Below are 19,667 nucleotides of genomic sequence, written 5' to 3'. Positions count from 1 at the left end.
CGTGCGCGTGACGTGGCTAGGCTGATCACCGAACACCGGGTACCTGCGCCCGGTCGCCGCGTCGTTTTCTTTCCTTGCAGGATCCTTTCGTAGGAAGGGCACACTCATGCCGTCGGATGATTACGCGCCACCTGGCTGCGTTCCTTTGCGCACAAAACTCGATGAGCTGACAAGACTCCGCATGAATGCCGCCGACATCAGCATGATCGAGGCCGCGAAGACCGCGGTAGCGGCCTTCCACAAGGCAGCCTCAAAAGGCAAAGGCATGAAAGCGTATGTCGCCCTGAACAAGGCCTTGGCGGTGGCAGAGCCGGCACACCGTAGGGCTGAGGAACTGACGCGTGGTGTCGTCCGAAGATTACGCGATGACTTGGTGATCGGCACTCAGGTTGCCCTCGTCGTTTGCGCCGATGGCAAAGTGGTGATGCCGCCAAAGTCATGGTGGGCAGCGGCAGATGGCGCGAAGGCCTTCGAAACAGGGAATCATCCTCTTGGGCCAATCGTGCTGGTGGACGATGCCGTCCGAGCGCGCGCGTTCCTGGATGCAATCGACGGTGCCCATGGCCTAGCGGCGATTGATGATCATCGAGCCAAGACAACCTCCCCTATCGGCGCATCGGAGGTTTCTCAGTCCACACTTCCCCATGACGCCGCCGCCCCACATTTCAAGCGATTGGGGGAAAAGAAAGGGCCTAGAGGGCCTGCGCCACTAAATCTAATGGCCGAGGACTCTCTATATGATTATCGACGCGCTGGGGGAAAATTCGAGACCCAGTCTCAGGCTGTGAGATGGCTTAGGAAGTGGTTCTCTGACAAGAACCTGCAGCTTCCTGATTCTGACAGGACGTTGAAGCGTATCGTTCGGAGAACCGATAGCCGCTTGGACGCAACGTGATGGTAGTTAGAAGAAGGGCCATATAAGTCAACACTTATATGGCCCTTCTTTGGCCTTTTGATGCTCTATTCAAAGCATCCAGCCCCGGACCATCAATATGCCTTGCTGAATCCCCAGCGATCGCAAGGTGACACATGATGAACCAATCCAGCTCAAGCATGCCAGCCTCCGCTAAGCTGACGACGAATGAGGCCGCGTGCTTCCTCAAACTTTCGGCCTCCACGCTTACGAAAATGCGGTTGACCGGCAACGGCCCCGCTTATCTGAAACTCGGGCCGCGCCGCGTCGTTTATGACATTGCGGATTTGGAACGCTGGACCAACGATTGCCGCCGTCGTTCGACCTCAGAGGAAGCGGCACGATGAGGGGCTGCAGATCCAAATATCAGGTGGGCGCGCCTCCTTTTGTTCTGTCGTCTGTGTTTGGTAGGGAAGTTCCATCAACGGCCTTCGTTGAAGACGTCTATCGCGTATCTCACTCGATCGTTTGCGAGATGATGGGCGGTATGGCCAAGGACATCCTCCGCTCTCCCGATTCACGCAAGAGGGCGCTGGTCGACGAGGCATTCGGAGATGAAGCCAAGGCGTGGCAGCTCGCGATCTATCTCAGCAGCCGGATGTTCAGCCTTCCCCAAGCCGAATTTGCTCGCCTCATGAGGCTTACGCCGGCCTACGTATCACTTGCCATCCGAGGCGTCGAAGTCATGAGGGCTGGCGAGGCGTTCGACCACCTGATGTTTCACAGCGAAACTCTAGTCGCTCACTCCTTCTGTTGGGCAATGATGATCAAGGGCCAGCTCGCGAGAAGAGTGGCCGATCCGATTTGTTGTGAGCTTTCCCTCCTCAAAGCTCACAATCGCCTAGTAGTGAAGCTTGGCTCGGCTTTCGCGGTGGATGCCGTTGTCGCCCCCGATCATCGGCGCGCGACCATTCTTGCCCGCCTCTTGGCCTTGCAGGACGCTCTGTCTCCTGACGAGCCGGATACCAAAGATATCACGCCCCGTTAGGGCAACGGCACTTGCGATCGCTCGCAAGGTGGTGCCGAGGGAACTGCCATGACCTCCAACAGGGATGAACTCGAAGCCCTCAAGGGTCGCTTGTCGTTGTCCGCTTATGTGGGACGACGGGTGCGACTCTCGAAGCGTAGCGGCGAGTGGTTCGGCCGGTGCCCGTTTCATGACGAGAAAAGCCCCAGCTTTACGGTCAATGACAGCAAGGGCTTTTTCCATTGCTTCGGCTGCCAAGCCCATGGCGACCTTCTGGACTGGTGGCAACGCGTCGACGGCTTGAGTTTCAACGAAGCAGCTGATCATCTGCGCCGGGAAGCCGGCGCGGTGCCGCTCATCAATTCAGCGGGTCATAACAACGTCGGCGACGATGATCTCGCCCGCAAGCAAGCCGAGGCGCTTGCGATCTGGCACGCATCCGCCGCCATCGGCGGGACAGTTGCTGAGACCTACCTCCGCACGGCGCGCTGTATCAGCCTCGACCTCCCAGATTGCCTTCGGTGTCATCCCGGCCTTCGACCAAATCCCCGCGAGGCGATCGAATATCCTGTCATGGTAGCGGCCGTGACGGGTCTCGCCGGCGAAATCGTGGCGATCCAGCGAACGTTTCTGCATCCCGACGGCAGGGGTAAGGCAGATATCGAGAGCCCGAAGCGTTCACTCGGACCGATCAAGCGCGGTGCTGTTTGCTTGGCCCCCGCCGGTTCGGTGATCGGGCTTGCCGAGGGGATTGAAACGGGCCTGTCCGCGATGGAACTCTATCGCATCCCTGTATGGTGCGCGCTGGGTGCCCATCTTTCTCGCATCATCCTTCCCCCTATAGTTCAACACGTCGCCCTGTTTGCAGATCGAGGTGCGGCGGGTGAGGCTGCTGCCGAGGATGCCAGGCAGGCCTTTCGCGCTCAGGGCCGCAAAGTTGTCATCCGGTTTTCGAAAATTGGAAAGGATTTCAATGACGAGCTAAGGGCGCGTCACCATGGAATCTAGTGGCTCGCGGCGCACAAGGGATGATTTCCCGCTCGCTCCACTGGTCGTAGTCGACCCAATCCGTTTTCAGGGGTTGCCTATCCCCGAGCGGCAATGGCTCCTACAAGGCTGGATACCTCTGGGAGCGGTGACCTCGATCTACGGTGATGGAGGGGCAGGAAAGAGCCTTTTGGCGCAGCTGCTTGCGACATGCTGCGCCACGGGCAGGGACTTCCTCGGTTTTTCGGTCATGCGCTGCAAGGTGCTCGCGATCTTTTGCGAAGACGACAACGATGAATTGCAGCGCCGGCAGGCCGCCATCAACCAGACCCTCGGTATCGACTTTGCCGATCTTGAGGGCATGCAATGGGTTTCGCGCGTTGGTATGGACAACTCCCTTGTGCACTTCCACGCTGACGGCTCCTGTGAGCCGACGCCGCTTTATTTCCAGATCATCGAGGCGGCCAAGGCGTTCGGCGCGCAACTGGTCATCATCGACACAGCCGCCGATACCTTTGCGGGGAACGAGAACATAAGGCCGCAAGTCCGGGCCTTCATTTCCGCTCTCACCAGGATTGCAATTGAGATTGGTGGTGCCGTGGTACTGCTGGCGCACCCGTCACAGACTGGCAAGAATAGCGGGAGCGGCGACGGTGGTTCGACGGCTTGGAACAATTCTGTGCGATCACGAATCTATCTCGAGCGACCCAAGATCCAGGACGGCGAAACCGCAGATCCTGATCGTCGCATACTCTCTCGGCAGAAAGCAAACTATGCGACCGCAGGTGTTGAGCTTCAACTGCGCTACCAAGACGGGGTCTTCGTCAATGAAACCCCGACCCAGGTCGCAGGAAGCGGGAGAATGCGCCAGGCTGAGGCGGAGGACGCTTTCATTGCCGGCCTGAGGGAACTTGGCGAGAAGAATATTCGCTGCAATGTCCATCGCGGTCAGGCAAACTTTGCGCCGAAAGCACTACGGGAGAAAACGAAAGCCTGCGCTTCGTTCTCTGACGATGAACTGGGCGCAGCATTAAACAGGCTTCTCAAAGCCAGCCGCGTGAAGAGTGTCGAGGAAGGGTCACCTTCTCGCCGTCGTTCCTACCTCGCGATCATCGACGAGACACCGCCATTGCCAGGGCTGTGACCGGATGGCGTCGAGTCGCTTGGCGCGCCCGCTGACGGCCCATCTCTCCATGGTCGGATGAGATAGCCAACGGCCGTGCGAGAGCTCGCAGCCTGGCCTCCTGTCATTGACCGGTCTTAGCCACAGATCATCGTGCCAGTGTCGCTCGTGCGCGGCGCAACCGAGATCTCTCGGCGTGGCGCGAAGTATAGATACGAGAATCCCAGGCGGATATTGAACCCTGCCCTTCCACCCCCCTTATAAGGGGGGTGGAAGGGCAGGGTGAACTCCACCAAGGCGGAGGGGTGGAAGGCAGGTGAAAACGGCGTTCGATATAATGGATGATTAAGAATAAATGCCACCTATTCTTAAAATACTTAGCGATGCACGTATCATGCGACTTCCTAAATTAAAATGTATTGGAGATGGGTTAAATATAGGATTGTATCGTCACACACACGACCTTCCTGAAACCCTGGGTCGAGCTATGCATTTGGCGCGGGTGATGCAAGCTGCGCCCGGATCCTCAGCACGGTACCGACCCCGACCTTGTGCATTGCAGCAAGCTTTCTCACGCCGACCCCGCCCAATTGGAGGTCCTTACGGATCGCGACTTCAATTTCCGCAGCAATCGGCGGGCGGCCAAGCGTCTTTCCCTGCGCGCGCGCACGGCTCAATCCTGACTTGACACGCTCCCGGATCATCGACCGCTCGAATTCGGCGAAGACACCCATCATCTGAAACATGGCCTTTCCGGCTGGGGTCGTCGTATCGAGACCTTGTTGATGCAAGAACAGGTCAATGCCGAGCGCATGGAGCTCGGATAGGAAGCCCACGAGATCCTGCAAGGATCGGCCCAGGCGATCGACGGACCAAGCGGCAACCGTGTCGAACCGGCGGCGGGCCGCATCCTTGCAGAGTTGATCGAAGGCCGGTCTCTGGTCGCGTCCCTTCGCGCCGCTGATACCTTCATCCTGATAGACGTTGACGATCTCCCAGCCCATCCGGTCGGCGACCTCCCGTAGCTCGCGCTCCTGATTGTCGGTTGTCTGCCGATCGGTCGAGACTCGGGTGTAGATCGCAACGCGACGCATAGGGTTGGCTCCAATGTAGATGCTCATTGCGTTCACCGTAGAGCCTTAATGTTCAGAAAACAAGTATTTATCGAACACCGTGGAAGCCAACTCTAACCCGTTGATTTCGGCGGGGCGGTGATGGCAAAAATCAGAGGGGTTTTCTGAACAGGGGCGCAGAGCTTCGCGCCAGCGGATTGGTGTCATGAGGCGCAGTGAAAACCTGGAGAGCACATCCAACCCTGACTGGCACAAGCGTGCGCCGGGAGTATCGAATGAAGTTTACCTATCGCTTTGATCGGCCCGAGGATGCTGATCGCTTCGAGGATCTGCGCGAGGAGATCACCACCGCGCGCGCTGAGCTTGACCGTGCCGAGGAGATCTGGAAGGGCGCTTGGGTTGATCACCGCGAGGATCGTATGTACGAGTTGATCAACGGCGATCCAATCTCGCGTATCGATAACAGGCGCTACGATTTGCGTAGGCTCAAAGAGGAGGCGTTGTCCCTTCTCGACGGCTGTACGCTCCTAATCGAGATGCCCGCCAGGAAAGTCGATCAAACCATGCTTCTCGCCATGTTGATTGGCGATGGTCGCGACTTGCCTCACCATTGCTTTTGCGAATTGATTGGTACCCCCACCTCTTCTCACCAGGCAGGTAAGCGCTGATGCTTTGAAAAAAACCCGCGCGCGCTGCCCCCAGGGGGAGGGGGGCTCTCACACCCAGGGATTGCGGGGAACATTCCTACATTTCCTGGGTCGGATAAGTGGCCCTATCAGGCCCGCCGACAAATTGAGCTTCCAAGAGCAATGAGCGGGTAAGGTCAGCTTAAAATCTTAGGATTTAGCGTTCGTTTAATCCGAGTGCCAATCAATTCTCTCGGTTGGTATACCTTTGGCGCGACAAAATTCCGAAAATTCTTTTAATAAATTTGCTTGACCTGAGTATTTTTCCAACAATAAGCAAAATAATAAATTAATATATTCTTCTCCTTTCATTATAAGTATTTGCTCATATTCCTCTCGTCCGAAGAGTCTTTTTGCTGTATTTCCTCGATCTGTGGTTGATATCCGTAGCTCATCGGTATTAACTATTAAGGATGTTCTCCGATATTCTGCCCCAATTTCAACTGTGAATTCCGCTTTGCGTGCCATCTAATTTCCTAATGCCTAGTTGAACGATATCGATTATTTGCAAAAAACTCGCGCTTTCAGCTTTTGACGAAAATGAGTTCCTACGGAGCTTCCTTGATCGGCGGGAAAGACTTGTGACGCAACTACCGATCTGGTGTTGGTGCGGGTCAACCTACCTTCTTCGATCTTAGGTCGTCCAAGTCGCTGGTGAAGCAGTCACATTGATCACCATGCCTGTGCTCATCAGCACGATCAGTCCCCGCTCCGCGCCGGTCACGTTGAGATAGGCCCGAACCTGTGCGCGATAGTGATCGAGCGTCCCCGGCGCCGGCGTCACATCGCTCTTCCAGTCCACGACGACGGCGGGGTGGCCCTCTGCCGTGAGAGTCACGGCATCGGCGATCCCAGCCGTTGCGGTTTCCACGCCATCGGTCGCCTGCGCGGCATAGACAGGAAACTCGGCCAGAAGACCCGGCCGCAAGGCCACGATGTCGGGCAGGGCCAAGGTCCGGGCGACACAGGACGCCAGCTCCTGGGCCGACAATCCCGTCGCCGGGTCAGCGACCGGAGACCGGCTGAGGGCGCGGATGAGGTCGGCGGCTCGTTCGACCAGAGTGGCCTCCGACTCCTGGGTTTCGCCGGTCAGTACCTCTTCCATGAGTTTGTGGAGTATCAGCCCGCGTTCGCGGCCGCCCTGCACCAAGGCGTCGGCGTCCAGCTCAGGAGGCAGGTCGTCAGCCGATCCCGTCCAGAGCGCGGCTTCTTCTTCTCGCAGTACGGTCCCGGCGGCGTTTTCGTCCCGGCTGGGCGCAAGCCAGGTCAACCGCGTCTGCGCGGCCGCGATGGCTTCGGCTTCGGCGGCGAAGCTCGCGCGCGTCTGGGTATTGCCCGCGCCCGCGCCTGTGGCCGCGAAACCGGCAGGCAGGTGAGAGGCGTCCAGGCCGGGCAGGTCGGCGAGCGACAGATCGACGAGACCGATCCAGGCCGATTTCGACGGAGTGGCGTCGAGCCGAGGCAAGACGAGGAGTTCGCGGGCGCGGGTGGCCGCGACATACCAGATCCGGATGCGTTCGCGGTCCAACTCCTCCTTTTCCGCCTGACGCGCGGTTTCGTAGCCCTCGGGCGTGAGGCCGAGGACCGGGCAATAGAAGGTTTCGGTCTGGCGATCGATGACGGCTCTGTCGGGCGCCATGACGCCGGTCATGGTGTTGACCGGAATGACGATCGGCCATTCCAGCCCCTTGGCCGCGTGCATGGTGAAGAGCGCGACCGCTTCCTCCTGCGCGTCGGGTCGTCCCTCGACGGCGCGGGCCTCGTCGGACCATGCCGCGGTCATTGCCTCGGCGAAGGCGCGCAGGCCGCGCACGGCGTAGCCGGTCGACAGGCTGAGATAGAGATCGACATTGGCGAGCGCGCGCTCGGCCTGGCCGCGATGGCGCTCGAGAAGGAGCGGACGGACGCGCATTACATCCACGGCCTGCGAGAGCAACTCGTGCGGGGTCGTGCTGTTGTCGCGCCGGGAGAGCGATTGCAGTCGCTCGATGACCTCGCGCGCGAGCGGGTGCCCGATGACAGTGGCTTCAACGCCGAGATCCAGACGTGGAATCCGATCCGGGTGTTCCTCCGAGCGCGGAAGCCCCCAAGTGATATCCAGAAGATCTTCCTCGGTGAGGCCGACCAGAGGCCCGCGCAGCAGCGCGCCGAGCGCCAGCGTGTCGCGGCGATCGGCCAGGACGCGGGTCAACGCGATCAGATCCTGGATCTCCTGGCGGCGGAACAGCCCCTTGCCGGCCTGGGTCGCCACGGGGATGCCGCGGCGCTCCAGGGCTTCCTCATAGCGCCACAGCTCCGCGCCGGTTGGCGCCAGCAAGGCGATGTCGCCCGGCTGGCAGGGGCGCTCAGCGCCGCTGCGACGGTCGATGATGGGGTGGCTTTCGATCAGCCGGGCGCACAGCTCGGCGATGGCGTCGGCTTCGGCATCGCGCTGCTGTTCGGCGCTGGCCTTGCCGTTTTCGTCGGCCACGGCGATGTCGAGAGCCGCCACGCACAGGCCGCCCCGATCGTCGTGGAACGAGTCGAGAGCGGTGAAGCCCGGCTGGCCATCGGCTGAGAGCACGGTCTCGAAGCGCTCGTTGACGAAGGTGAGGATCGAGGCGCAGGAGCGGAAGTTGGTAGAGATCGACAGAAGGCTGCCGGGGTCCTGGGCGCGGAAGGCGTCGCGCGCCTGCACATAGGCGCCGACATCGGCGCCCCGGAAGCGATAGATCGCCTGCTTGGGGTCGCCGACCAGGAAGAGCGCGCCTGGCCGGATTTGGAACCGAGCCCAGTCGTCATTGCCATCGAGCGGCTCGCCGCACAACCGCCAGAAGATTTCGGTTTGCAGGGGATCGGTGTCCTGGAACTCGTCGACGAGGACATGGGCGAAACGCTGTCCCAGCGCGTGGCGCACGGCGTCGTGGTCGCGCAGCAAGTCGCGCGCGGCGAAAATCAGATCGTCGAAATCGAGCTGGGCGTTGGCGCGCTTGTGGTCGCGATAGCGTTGCAGGATCGGACGCGCTTCGTCGATCAGCGCGGCCAGGGCATGGCCGGCGACGGCCTGCGCCAACGCGACCCAAGCGTCGCAACAGGCGGTGTAGTGGGTCTCGGCGGCATCGTTCAGCCGGTCGCCATCGGCCTTGGAGAGACCGGACTGTTTGGCCGTGGCGGCCCATTTGCCCTTCTTACGGTAGGAGGCGAAGGCGCCGGTCCTGGTGCAAAGATCCGGGTGGGGCCGCGAGGTCAGGAGCCGAACGAGGCCCGCGGGCGTCGCGGCATCGGGACCATTCGCCACGGCGGTCGCCATTTCGGCCAACCGCTCGACGATCGTCACCGTTTCCGGCTCACTTGCCGCTGTGCCATCCATGAAGCCCGCAAAATCCGTGGCGGCCTGCCGGAACGCCGTCAGGTGGCGATCGAGCGGGGAGACCGGCGGGGCCGCGAGCGTGCGACGGCGGCGCAGATTTTCGGCGATTTTGTGGATGAGCGCCACGGTCTCGCCGGGGCTATGCAGCACCATCTCGGCCAGGATGCCGCCGTGGCCGCTGGACAGGCGTTCGCGCAGCCAGCCATCGGCAATTTCAAGGAAGGTGAGATCCGCCTGGTTGCGATCCATGACGCTGGCGCCGGGATCGATGTCGGCCTCCGCCGGATAGGGCTTGATCAGCCGCTGGCAGAAGCCGTGGATGGTCGAGCAAGTGATTTCATCGATCGCAGCGCTGGCGGCGGCAAGATTGTCGTGATGGGCCTGGGTCAGCCCATCGGGCAGCGCCACGCGCAGCTCGGTCGCGATCGTGCCGGTCGAGAGGTCTGCCACGAACTCGCGGACACGCGACAGCAGCTCGCTGGCGGCGAGTTCGGTGAAGGTGACGGCGGCGATGGAACGGGGCGCGACGCCTTCGGCCAGCATGGTGGCGATGCGGCCAGCCATGACGGCGGTCTTGCCCGAACCCGCGCCGGCCTCGACGAGGATCGAGCGATCATGGAGGCTGATCGCATCGCGGCGTGCGCCGTCGTCCTTCAGCATCTTGGACACGCTGCTCATCATTCCGCCTCCCAGACCTGAGCGACTTCGCCAAGCCGCTCCGTCGCGGCCGGCATTTTGCGTTTGCAATAGGCGGCGCTGGCGTTGGCCGGCAGGGCGAAGGCGAGGTCGTCATAGTCACCGCCGGTATCCGGGCCAGGCAGGGCTGCACCCGTGGCGAGACTGGCCCGTGCCGCACGCAGATAGCCCGTGATCTCCGCGAGCACGGCCTCGGGATCGTCGAGCTGGAGATCGACGGGCTCGCGCGGGTAGAGCAGCGAGGCGCTGATGGCGACGTCGTCGCCGAGGAGCGCCTTCACCGCGAAGGCATAGAGGCAGCGCTGAAGCTCGCGTCCTCCGTTCAGGCGGATGTCGCCGCGCGGCGGCCGTCCGGTCTTATAGTCGCGCACCAGCGCGCGCTTGCCGTCGCCCGAGATGTCGAGCCGATCGATATAGCCTGCGATGCTGAAGCCAGTGTCGGGGATCGTAACCGGCGTGCTCGTATCCCATGGGGCTTCGGCTTCAGATTTCGGCTCCGAGCCGCCGAAGGGCACCTCTCCGTAGGAGCGTGCGCCCGGTAGAAGGTCATCGCCATAGGACAGGGCGCAGCCCGCCATCACGCGGGCGTCGTCGAGGGTGCGTCCCCAGATGACAGCGGGCGGAACTGGCCGCTCGCTTTCCCAATCGACAGCAACCGCTTGCGCGGCCCGCGCCACTGCGGCTTCGATGGTCTCGGCATTGGCGGAGGCAAGACCGTCTCCGGTTTCGAGGTCGCGCAAGGCGCGGTCGAGAACCAAGTGGATGAGATCGCCGATCCCGAGCGCGTCGAGCACGAGCGGTTCAGCGCTGCTCTGCGGTTCACGCCATCCGAAGGCATAGACCCACACGAAGCCGAGCGGGTTGCGCAGCAAGCGGCGCAGCGAGCTGGCCGACTGGGTGCGGCCGAGGATGGCGAGAACGAGTGGATGATCCGCCCGCACGAGTCCGTCATGGGGCGTGATCTCCGTCTGCCGCCAGTCGCGCCAGCAACCCTGTGCACCGACCGCTTGCGGATCGGCTGCGAACTCCTGGGGCCGGGCCATGAGGCGGTCGGTCTCGCTGAAGGCATGCCCCGGCGTCGCGTTGCGGCGGAGGTATGTTTCGTCGCCATGTCCGGCGAGCAGGGGGCTGCGTCCCAGGAGACGCCCGTCGCTGTCGCGCCGGGCGCGCGAGAGAACGACGTTGTCGGCCGTTGTGGCGAGGATCGTCTCGAAGTCGCGGTGGTCGGCGAGATTGACGGGCAGCGGATCCAGCACCGGGGTCGGGATGATATGGTCCGGGATCAGCCGATCCTCGGCAATGCCACGCGGCCAGCGCGCGGAATTGAGTCCGAGGAGCCGCACGAAGCGGCGAGGAGCCGCCGCGAGCGCGCTGGCCGGCATCCAGGTGATGCAGACGCACGCTTCCAATCCGTCGTCCTGCTTCAGGGTTTCTAGCGTCGCGTCGATCGAGGCCGCAGGACCGGCGAGCAGCGCCTTGCGCCAGATCGCCAGCGCACGGCCTTCGAGGAAGGCTTCTCCGATCTCGCCTGCGGCGTCCGGCCCTTTCGCCAGAATCTCGACCGCTGTGCGCAGTGCCGGAGCGTGGTCGGCGCCGTCGGGCCAGTCTTCGGGCGTCAACCGGGTCAGCAGGCGGCCCCAGGCGCCCGGCGTCGAGAGCGGCGCATCGGTTGGCAGGACCCGCAGCCAGCCTTCGGGCAGGGTCTCGAAAGGCCCGCTGTCCCGGCAGAGCGCCGTGAGGCGGCGCAGCCGAGACTGCGACAGGCCGCGGACCACGATGTCGGCCAGTGCTGCGGCCGCCTGGCCGTCGCGCGTGGTGACGGTGCGGACGCCGTGGACGAAGTGCAGGTCGATGTTGGCATCGGCGCGCAAGGCCAGGAAATGATCGTCATAGTCGGCGGGCGAGGCGGTCGCGATAGCGATCTCCGAAGCCGGGACGCCCGAGGCGAGCAGGCTGCGCGCCCAGCGCATCGCCTCTATGGCCTCGTGATAGGCCGTCGCCGCGCTGGCGGCGCTGATCGCCGGCGCTTGCGCCGGTGCGCGCGCGACCGCGACGCCGGTGCCGTCCAACCATGCGGGAACGCTCCTGGGGCCGGCCGTCCATTGCACGGGGATATGGGCGGTGAGGGCCTGGAGCAGCGGCCGCCAACAGGGGGAGAGTTCGGTAAGGCCGACGATCTCCAACGGGCCGAGGACCGCCGGCGCATGACCGATGCGGGCGGTTGCTGCAGCGACGATGTCGACGGGGCGCATCATGCCGGACGGAAGCTGGTCGAGGACAGCGGCTTCCAGGCGTGCGATGGCGCCGAGACGCGGATGATCGGCTGCGCGCGCCGCAAGATCGAGGCCCGCGCGCCAGGCTTTGTGGAGCGTGTCAACCGCCGCATCGATCATGCCGGGAAGAGCCTTGATGCTCTCAAGCTCGCCCATCGAGGTCGCGGGCAGGGCCACCAGGATGGCTGCGCGCAAGCTCTCGTCGTCGATGGGGCGGATAAAGCCACCGGCCAGCCGGACGGCGGCCTGCTCGAAGGACATGACCTGGAGGCCGTGACGACCACTGCGGCCCGCCGCCAGCCGACTCTCCCGCATGGCAAGACGGCCGTGAACGATCTGGGTGGATCGACTCGCGATGATCATCCGCTCTCCTTCCGGGCGCTATTCGCTGTTGGGACGCTGGGTCAGCACCAATGCGGCCGCCGTTTTCGTAAGCTTGCTGCTATTGGGGTTGCACAACACCTTGGCGGCAGCGTTGACCGTCTCCTTGCGGGTGATTCCGGTTCTTGAACCGCGTTTCCGCATGCCTTGCCCCACCCAAAATCTATCCAATCAATTGCCATTGACGGATCATCCCAGATGGGAATAATAATTACATGGATCGCGCTGATATGTCCATATAGTTTTTATCCCTATCGCGCGCGGAGGCAGGAAGCGATGCCAGAGACCGCTGCGGCATTGAAATGGGGCGTGGAGCGCCGACTCGAATTCATCGAGTTCCGTCTTTACTGGGAAGGCGGCGTGAATCGTTCGGACATCATCGAAGCGTTCGACGTGTCCGTGCCACAGGCGTCGAAAGATTTGACGCTGTACCAGGAACGCGCGCCGCACAACGCCATCTACGATAAGAGCGCTAAGCGCTATATTGCGAGCAATGAGTTTCAGCCCTGCTTTTTAAAGCCAGATGCCGGTCAGTACCTCAACCAGCTTCGCTCCGTCGCCGAAGGCATTCTGACCTCATCCGAAGCCTGGATTGCTCATTTCCCTCCTTATGCCGGACCGCCTGTGCCGGCCCGAGGTGTCAACAACGATACATTGCGAACGGTGCTTGCGGCGGTGCGCCAGGGCCAAGCGGTCGAGATCAAATATCAATCGCTCTCCAGCGATGATCCACGCTGGCGATGGATCGCGCCGCATGCAATCGGCTTTGATGGGTTTCGATGGCACAGCCGCGCCTTTTGTGAGGTCGGCAAGTCGTTCAAGGACTTTTTGCTCTCACGGATCATAGAGGTCAGGTCAATTCGCCCGAGTGAAGTATCGCCGGAGGATGATACCGACTGGAACGAGTTCATCACGCTGGAAATCGGGCCGCATCCGGAGCTTTCCGAGAGTCAAAAACGGATCATCGCCCTCGACTATGGCATGCGGGCGGGGCGTGCTCAAATTCAGGTTCGAAAGGCGCTGCGCTATTATGCGCTGAGGCGCCTGGGGCTCGATACGCCGCTCGAAGCCCGGCGCCCGCAGGATCAGCAGATTGTGCTTCTCCGTGAGGGGGCTGCCGATGAAAATCATCGATAACACCTCGCTGCTTTTGGGCGATGACCTGAAGGTGACGCTGGGACGTGGCGCCCGGCTCAAGATCGCGGCATCGTGCTTTTCGATCTATGCTTTCGAGGCGCTCAAGGGCGAATTGTCAAAGGTCGAAAGCCTTCAGTTCATTTTCACGGCGCCGACCTTCGTCCCGATGGAAATGACGGACCGCCTCCACAAGGAACGGCGAGAGTTCTTCATTCCCAAAGCGACACGCGAGCGAGGCCTGTACGGAACCGAGTTCGAGATACAGCTTCGCAACAAGCTGACCCAGCGGGCCGTCGCGCGCGAATGCGCTGACTGGATACGCAAGAAAGCTCGCTTTCGGTCGAACACGACCAAGGCGCCGATGCAGCAGTTCATCCACGCGGCAGCGGAAATGAGTGACGTCGCCTACATGCCGATCAGCGGCTTCACAGCTGTCGATCTCGGCTATCAGAAGGGCGACGCGGTATCGAACCTCGTCACGCGTATCGACGATGGCGCGCATACGCAAGTCTACCTGCAGCTATTCAACCAGATCTGGAACGATGAGGAAAAGCTCAGCGACGTCACGGTCGCCATTTGCGATCACATCGAGTCCGTCTACCAGGAGAATTCCCCGGAGAGGATCTATTTTCATATTCTCTATAACCTCTTCCAGGACTTCCTCGAAGAAGTTGATCAGGATGCACTACCGAACGATCTGACCGGTTACAAGGACAGCCTCGTCTGGAATAAGCTCTTCAATTACCAGAGGGACGCTGCGACCGGCATTATCAATAAGCTTGAGATGCACAATGGATGCATTCTGGCGGATAGTGTGGGCCTTGGTAAAACCTTCACCGCCCTGGCGGTGATCAAATACTACGAGCTGCGCAATCGGTCGGTGCTGGTTCTGTGTCCGAAGAAGCTTGCGGACAATTGGCGAAACTACAATACAAATCTGACAACGAACATTTTCGCCAAGGATCGCTTCAATTACGATGTCCTAAGCCATACCGATCTCTCCCGCACGTCAGGAGAGGCGTTCGGCATTCCGCTGAACCGGGTGAACTGGGGCAATTACGATCTCGTCGTCATCGATGAGTCGCACAATTTCCGGAACAACGATGTCTTCAAGGATCGAGAGACTCGCTACCAGAAGCTGATGAACAAGGTCATCCGTGCTGGCGTGAAGACCAAAGTTCTGATGCTATCGGCAACGCCGGTGAACAACCGGTTCAACGATCTGCGCAATCAGCTCGCGCTGACTTACGAGGGTGACTCTGAAAACCTCAGTCGCAAGCTGAAAACCAACACTGGAATCGAAGAGATATTCCGGCGCGCGCAGAAGGCGTTCAACGCTTGGTCCGATCTGCCTCCAGAGGAGCGAACCGCAGCCGCGATCCTGAAGGCCCTCGACTTCGATTTTTTCGAGATGCTCGACGCCGTGACGATTGCAAGGTCCCGCAAGCATATCGAGACCTTCTACGACACCAAGGATATCGGCAAATTCCCCCAGCGCCGAAAGCCGCTGTCGTATCAGTGCCCGATCACCCATCGATCGGACGTGCTAGGCCTCAACGACATCTTCAGTAGCCTGTCGGTGCTCAAGCTCGCGGTCTACGCCCCGATCAGCTACATCCTGCCGAGCCGGCTTCGGAAGTACGAAGAAATCTACGACACCCAGGTGGAAGGCGGTCGTGGCAGGCTGCGCCAGGCTGACCGCGAGCGGAGCCTTCAGGCTCTGATGACCACGAATTTGCTCAAGCGGTTGGAGAGCTCTGTCGAAGCATTCCGCCTCACCCTGCGGGCGCTGCACGGCAACATCGCGCAGACGCTCCAGGCGATCGACACCTATGAACGCACGGGGGCCGCCCAGAGCGTGAGCGACCATCTCGGCGATCCCGGTTTCGACCCGGACGATGACGACTTGAGCGGGCTCGATGAGTTCACGGTCGGCAAGAAGATTCAGATCAGCTTGTCGGATATGGACATTCCGTCGTGGAAGCACGACCTAGCCGCGGATCATACGCTCATTGGTAATTTGATCGCTTCGATGGACAAGGTGGGACCGGAGGATGATGCCAAACTGCAGCATTTGAAGGATGTCGTCACGCGCAAGGTCGCCGACCCGCTCAATCCGGGTAACCGCAAGGTTCTCATCTTCACCGCCTTCGCGGACACGGCGAAGTACCTTTATACAAATCTGGCGTCGGCATTTCTCGAGTCGTACGGCCTGCACTGCGGCATGGTCACCGGCTCCGACGCGCCGAAAAGCACGCTGAAGAAGAGCTTCGACTTCCAGTCCCTGCTCACGCTGTTTTCCCCCCGGTCGAAGGAGAAGCACCTCGTCTTGCCGCACGAGACAGGCGAGATCGATATCCTCATCGGGACGGACTGCATCTCCGAAGGCCAGAACCTTCAGGATTGCGACTATCTGATCAACTACGACATCCACTGGAACCCGGTGCGGATCATCCAGCGGTTCGGACGCATCGACCGTATCGGTTCACCCAACGCGCAAATCCAGCTCGTCAATTACTGGCCGGAAATCTCGCTCGACGAGTACATTAATCTCAAGGAACGTGTCGAAAACCGCATGGTGATCGCCGACGTCACGGCGACCGGGGACGACAACGTGCTGACCGCCAAGAGCAGCGACATCGCCTACCGCAAGGAGCAGCTCAAGCGACTCCAGGAAGAGGTAATTGAGCTGGAAGACGTGCGGACCGGGATCTCCATTACCGATCTCGGTCTCAACGATTTCCGTATGGATCTCTTGAACCATATCAAGGAGCACGGCGACCTTGAGCATTTGCCCAACGGCATGCACGCGGTAGTGCCGGCGCAGCCGGCGCTCGGACTGATGCCAGGCGTGATCTTCGCGCTGAAAAACATCCACGACAGCGTGAACATCAACCAGCAGAACCGGCTGCACCCTTATTATCTCGTCTATGTCGGTCACGACGGTGGCGTCGTCATCGACCACACCGAGGTGAAGCGCTTGCTCGATCTCATCCGCACGAGCTGCAAGGGCCAGGCTGAGCCGATCCGGGCGGTCTGCCAGCTGTTCAATGAGCGGACCCAGGACGGTCGCAAGATGGAGCAATGCTCCGCGCTCCTGAGCGCCGCGATCCGTTCAATGATCGAGGTGAAGGAAGAAAAGGACATCGACAGCCTGTTCAGCGGTGGGCGGACCACGGCACTGGTTCACACCATCGCCGGCCTCGACGACTTCGAACTGATTGCCTTCCTCGTGATTGAGGAGGCGACGGCATGACGGCAGCCTTCTTCGACTATCCCAAAGCCGCCGCCTTCGGTCGCGTTGTTCCGAAAAGCCGGATCTATGAGCATGCTGGCGTCGGCACGGCGCTCCGGGACCTGTTCGTGACCCAGGTCGATCAGATCGTCTGGAAGTACAAGCTCGCGCCGGAAACCATGAACCTTGCGGCGACAAAGGCCGTCAGTGAGATCCAGGTGTTCGGCATAAGCCTGCGCAACGGCAAGCTTGACGAAGAGGTGCTGCGCGCGATCGACCGCGCCATCCCGTTCCCGCTGGTCTTCGAGCTCAGCTGGTCCGGGAAGCGGAAGGCGGTCGCCGCCTTCAAGCGGCCGAGCGACGCCGATGTCACCAAGCGGGTTGTCAGCGCATATTTCGCGACCGATTGGGCGCCTGACGATGCGCCGCGCAGGCCGCTGCCGGTCGCGCTCAATCTTGGCGGTCTCTACGACGCTCTCCTTACGGCCCTGATGCCAAAGGCCGCCGCCGAAGCGGAGCACGCCGGCGAGGACATCCAGACGCGCGTGGCGCGGATGGAGGCGATCCGGGCCAAGACGCGGGAGGTGGACAGGATCAAGGCCCGCCTTGCCCGCGAGAAACAGTTCAACAAGCGCGTGGCGATCAACGCCGAACTGCGCGCTGCACGGCAGGAATTGGAGCGTCTCTCCGGCGGAGAGCCCACCAACGCCGCGATGAGTGAGTAAGGGAATGACGATGGACAAATTGAAGATGCACAGCCCTGACCTGAGCCAGGAGAACATCGCGAAGATCCGCGACCTTTTCCCCGGCTGCGTGACCGAAGCGCGCGACGATGCGACGCGGCAGCTGCGTCTGGCGGTGGATTTCGATCAGCTGCGTCAGGAACTGAGTGACGACCTCGTCGAGGGGCCGCAAGAACGCTACCAGCTTGACTGGCCTGGAAAGAAGCAGGCGCTGGTGACAGCGAACGCTCCAATTGCAAAAACTCTGCGACCATTTAAGGATGAAAGTGTATCGTTCGATGAAACTAAGAATCTTTTCATTGAAGGGGACAATCTTGATGTTTTGAAGATTCTTCAAGATTCTTATTTGGGCCAAGTAAAAATAATATATATAGATCCGCCGTATAACACCGGTAAGGATTTCATCTATCGAGATGATTTTTCGACGCCAGGGCAACAGTTTGCGATTGAATCGGGCGAGAAGGACGAGGGCGGATCTCGTCTAGTTGCCAACTCTGATTCAAGCGGCAGATACCATTCTGACTGGATGTCGATGATGTATGCCCGTCTCACGGTGGCCAAGCGGCTTCTGCGAGACGACGGTGTTATCATGGTCAGTATCGATGATTACGAGCAGTCAGCGCTACGAAAACTGATGGATCAGGTTTTTGGCGAGCGAAACTTTGTTGCGCAACTCGTTTGGGAAAAAGGTCGGAAGAACGACGCAAAGTTTTTCTCCGTCGGCCACGAGTATCTCATCATCTATGCGCGCGATGTCGCATTGCTACGCGAACGCAAAGAGATTTGGCGCGAAGAAAAGCCCGGTGCGCGAGATATCTGGGACGAATTCATCAGATTGCGCAGCCTCCACGGGGATGATTTCAAGGCAATCGAGGCGGATCTTTCCAAGTGGTATTCCGATCTGCCAAAGGCCCACCCTGCGAAAAAATGGTCACGATATAAGCGCGTAGACAAGAATGGTCCTTGGAGAGATCGAGACATTTCCTGGCCGGGAGGCGACGGCCCTCGTTACGACGTTATTCATCCAAAAACCGGAAAGCCGTGCGCAATACCTGAGCGCGGCTGGATTTACGCGTCTCCAGCCGAGATGCAGCGGCAGATCAAGCTGGGGTTGGTTGAGTTTCGTGATGACCACACTGAACCGCCCTTTCGCAAAGCGCATATTCGCCCGATTCCTGATGAAATCGACGGGTCTTTAACGGACGCCGACGACGTGGACGGGTCCGATGAGGACGGCGACGATACCGAGTTCGCCACGCAGGTTCGTGGATCCTATTTCTACAAGCAGTCCCAAGTGTCGGTAAAATATTTGCGAAACCTAATGGGGTCGAAGGTATTCACCAATCCAAAGGACCATGAGGAGCTGGCGAAGCTCATCTCGTATGTAACGCCTAATGAGAAATCCGCCGTCATCATGGACTTTTTTGCCGGTTCTTCCAGTACGGCCGAAGCGGTGTTCCGAGCTAACGCGACGTATGGATCAAACCACCAGTTTATCATGGTGCAGTTGCCGGAAGACTTAGAGAAGGCGGAGTCCAGTACGAGTGGGACTGCCAAGAAGACCGTTCAGGCGGCTATCAAGCTTCTGAAGAAAGATGGCCGACCGCTGGTGCTTTCCGAAGTCTCAAAGGAGAGGATACGGCGATCGGGAAAAGCGGTGATCGAGGAGCCTTGCGATCCCGGTTGGGCCAAGGATGTTGGATTTCGGGTCTTGAAGGTCGACACATCCAACATGCAGGACGTTTATTACCGCCCTGACCAGATCGATCAGAAGGATCTGCTCGCCGACGTCGACAACATCAAGCCCGACCGGACCGCTGAGGACTTGCTGTTCCAGGTACTCGTCGATTGGGGCGTGGATCTGACTCTGCCAATCCAGCGCGAGACGATACAGGGCAAGACCGTGTTCTTCGTGGACGGGAACGCGCTAGTCGCGTGTTTCGAGACCGGCGTGACAGAGGAGCTGGTGAAAGAGCTCGCTGGCCGCGAGCCCCTGCGCGTGGTGTTCCGCGACAGCGGCTTCGTATCCGACGCGGTGAAGATCAACGTCGAGCAGGTCTTCCGCCAGGTCTCGCCCGCCACTGACGTCAAGTCGATTTGAGGG

Annotated in this window: 15 protein-coding genes; 11 read left to right on the top strand and 4 right to left on the bottom strand. The window is 60.5% G+C overall.

The features are described from left to right. The first annotated feature begins 106 nt into the window (after nt 1–106). The 5 genes from ABXS05_RS08030 (at nt 107) to ABXS05_RS08010 (ending at nt 4,011) form a co-directional block, all read left to right on the top strand. Complete coding sequence (locus tag ABXS05_RS08030) at nt 107–895, top strand: hypothetical protein (protein WP_367623523.1); 789 nt, start codon at nt 107–109, stop codon at nt 893–895. Between the two features lie 137 nt (nt 896–1,032). Continuing rightward, on the top strand, nt 1,033–1,260 hold the full coding sequence (locus ABXS05_RS08025) for a helix-turn-helix transcriptional regulator (protein WP_367623522.1): 228 nt from the start codon (nt 1,033–1,035) through the stop codon (nt 1,258–1,260). 140 nt (nt 1,261–1,400) lie between these two features. Further along, a complete protein-coding gene (locus ABXS05_RS08020) occupies nt 1,401–1,901 on the top strand; it encodes a hypothetical protein (RefSeq protein WP_367623521.1) in 501 nt (166 codons plus the stop codon). Nucleotides 1,902–1,949: 48 nt separating this feature from the next. Beyond that, on the top strand, nt 1,950–2,888 hold the full coding sequence (locus ABXS05_RS08015) for a DUF7146 domain-containing protein (RefSeq protein ID WP_367623520.1): 939 nt from the start codon (nt 1,950–1,952) through the stop codon (nt 2,886–2,888). Beyond that, nucleotides 2,878–4,011: an AAA family ATPase gene (locus tag ABXS05_RS08010; protein ID WP_367623519.1), complete on the top strand. Its 1,134-nt coding sequence runs from the start codon at nt 2,878–2,880 to the stop codon at nt 4,009–4,011. Before ABXS05_RS08015 ends, ABXS05_RS08010 begins: the two co-directional genes overlap by 11 nt. A gap of 464 nt (nt 4,012–4,475) precedes the next feature. Here ABXS05_RS08010 and ABXS05_RS08005 read toward each other — a convergent pair whose 3' ends face one another. Further along, nucleotides 4,476–5,111 (bottom strand): recombinase family protein, encoded by a 636-nt coding sequence (locus ABXS05_RS08005; protein ID WP_367623518.1) that lies wholly within the window; start codon nt 5,109–5,111, stop codon nt 4,476–4,478. A 227-nt stretch (nt 5,112–5,338) separates the two neighbouring features. Here ABXS05_RS08005 and ABXS05_RS08000 point away from each other — a divergent pair, with 227 nt between their 5' ends. Continuing rightward, nucleotides 5,339–5,731, top strand: coding sequence for a hypothetical protein (locus ABXS05_RS08000; RefSeq protein WP_367623517.1), 393 nt, complete (start codon nt 5,339–5,341; stop codon nt 5,729–5,731). A 186-nt stretch (nt 5,732–5,917) separates the two neighbouring features. Here the strand turns inward: ABXS05_RS08000 and ABXS05_RS07995 are convergent, their stop codons facing one another. From ABXS05_RS07995 to ABXS05_RS07985, 3 genes are all read right to left on the bottom strand, one after another. Beyond that, a complete protein-coding gene (locus ABXS05_RS07995) occupies nt 5,918–6,217 on the bottom strand; it encodes a hypothetical protein (protein ID WP_367623516.1) in 300 nt (99 codons plus the stop codon). A gap of 166 nt (nt 6,218–6,383) precedes the next feature. Continuing rightward, nucleotides 6,384–9,776: a UvrD-helicase domain-containing protein gene (locus ABXS05_RS07990; protein WP_367623515.1), complete on the bottom strand. Its 3,393-nt coding sequence runs from the start codon at nt 9,774–9,776 to the stop codon at nt 6,384–6,386. Continuing rightward, the gene (locus ABXS05_RS07985; RefSeq protein WP_367623514.1) at nt 9,776–12,430 is read right to left on the bottom strand and encodes a PD-(D/E)XK nuclease family protein; all 2,655 of its coding nucleotides are present in this window, start codon (nt 12,428–12,430) and stop codon (nt 9,776–9,778) included. Before ABXS05_RS07985 ends, ABXS05_RS07990 begins: the two co-directional genes overlap by 1 nt. Between ABXS05_RS07985 and ABXS05_RS07980 the strand changes: the two genes are divergently transcribed. The 5 genes from ABXS05_RS07980 (at nt 12,423) to ABXS05_RS07960 (ending at nt 19,664) form a co-directional block, all read left to right on the top strand. Further along, nucleotides 12,423–12,656, top strand: a complete 234-nt coding sequence (locus ABXS05_RS07980; protein WP_367623513.1) for a hypothetical protein — start codon at nt 12,423–12,425, stop codon at nt 12,654–12,656. The two genes, ABXS05_RS07985 and ABXS05_RS07980, sit on opposite strands and share 8 nt — an antisense overlap. A 68-nt stretch (nt 12,657–12,724) precedes the next feature. Then, the gene (locus tag ABXS05_RS07975) at nt 12,725–13,585 is read left to right on the top strand and encodes a BrxR family helix-turn-helix transcriptional regulator (protein ID WP_367623512.1); all 861 of its coding nucleotides are present in this window, start codon (nt 12,725–12,727) and stop codon (nt 13,583–13,585) included. After that, entirely contained in the window at nt 13,569–16,841 is a 3,273-nt protein-coding gene (locus ABXS05_RS07970) for a helicase-related protein (protein ID WP_367623511.1), read from the top strand. Before ABXS05_RS07975 ends, ABXS05_RS07970 begins: the two co-directional genes overlap by 17 nt. Further along, nucleotides 16,838–17,545 (top strand): DUF4391 domain-containing protein, encoded by a 708-nt coding sequence (locus ABXS05_RS07965; protein ID WP_367623510.1) that lies wholly within the window; start codon nt 16,838–16,840, stop codon nt 17,543–17,545. Before ABXS05_RS07970 ends, ABXS05_RS07965 begins: the two co-directional genes overlap by 4 nt. Nucleotides 17,546–17,549: 4 nt before the next feature. After that, nucleotides 17,550–19,664, top strand: coding sequence for a site-specific DNA-methyltransferase (locus ABXS05_RS07960; RefSeq protein ID WP_367623509.1), 2,115 nt, complete (start codon nt 17,550–17,552; stop codon nt 19,662–19,664). Nucleotides 19,665–19,667: the final 3 nt, after the last annotated feature.

This window comes from Labrys neptuniae (genome assembly GCF_040797145.1).
GTDB lineage: Bacteria > Pseudomonadota > Alphaproteobacteria > Rhizobiales > Labraceae > Labrys > Labrys neptuniae.
Note: the sequence above shows the minus strand (reverse complement) of the source record. Positions and strands in the feature narration are given on the sequence as shown.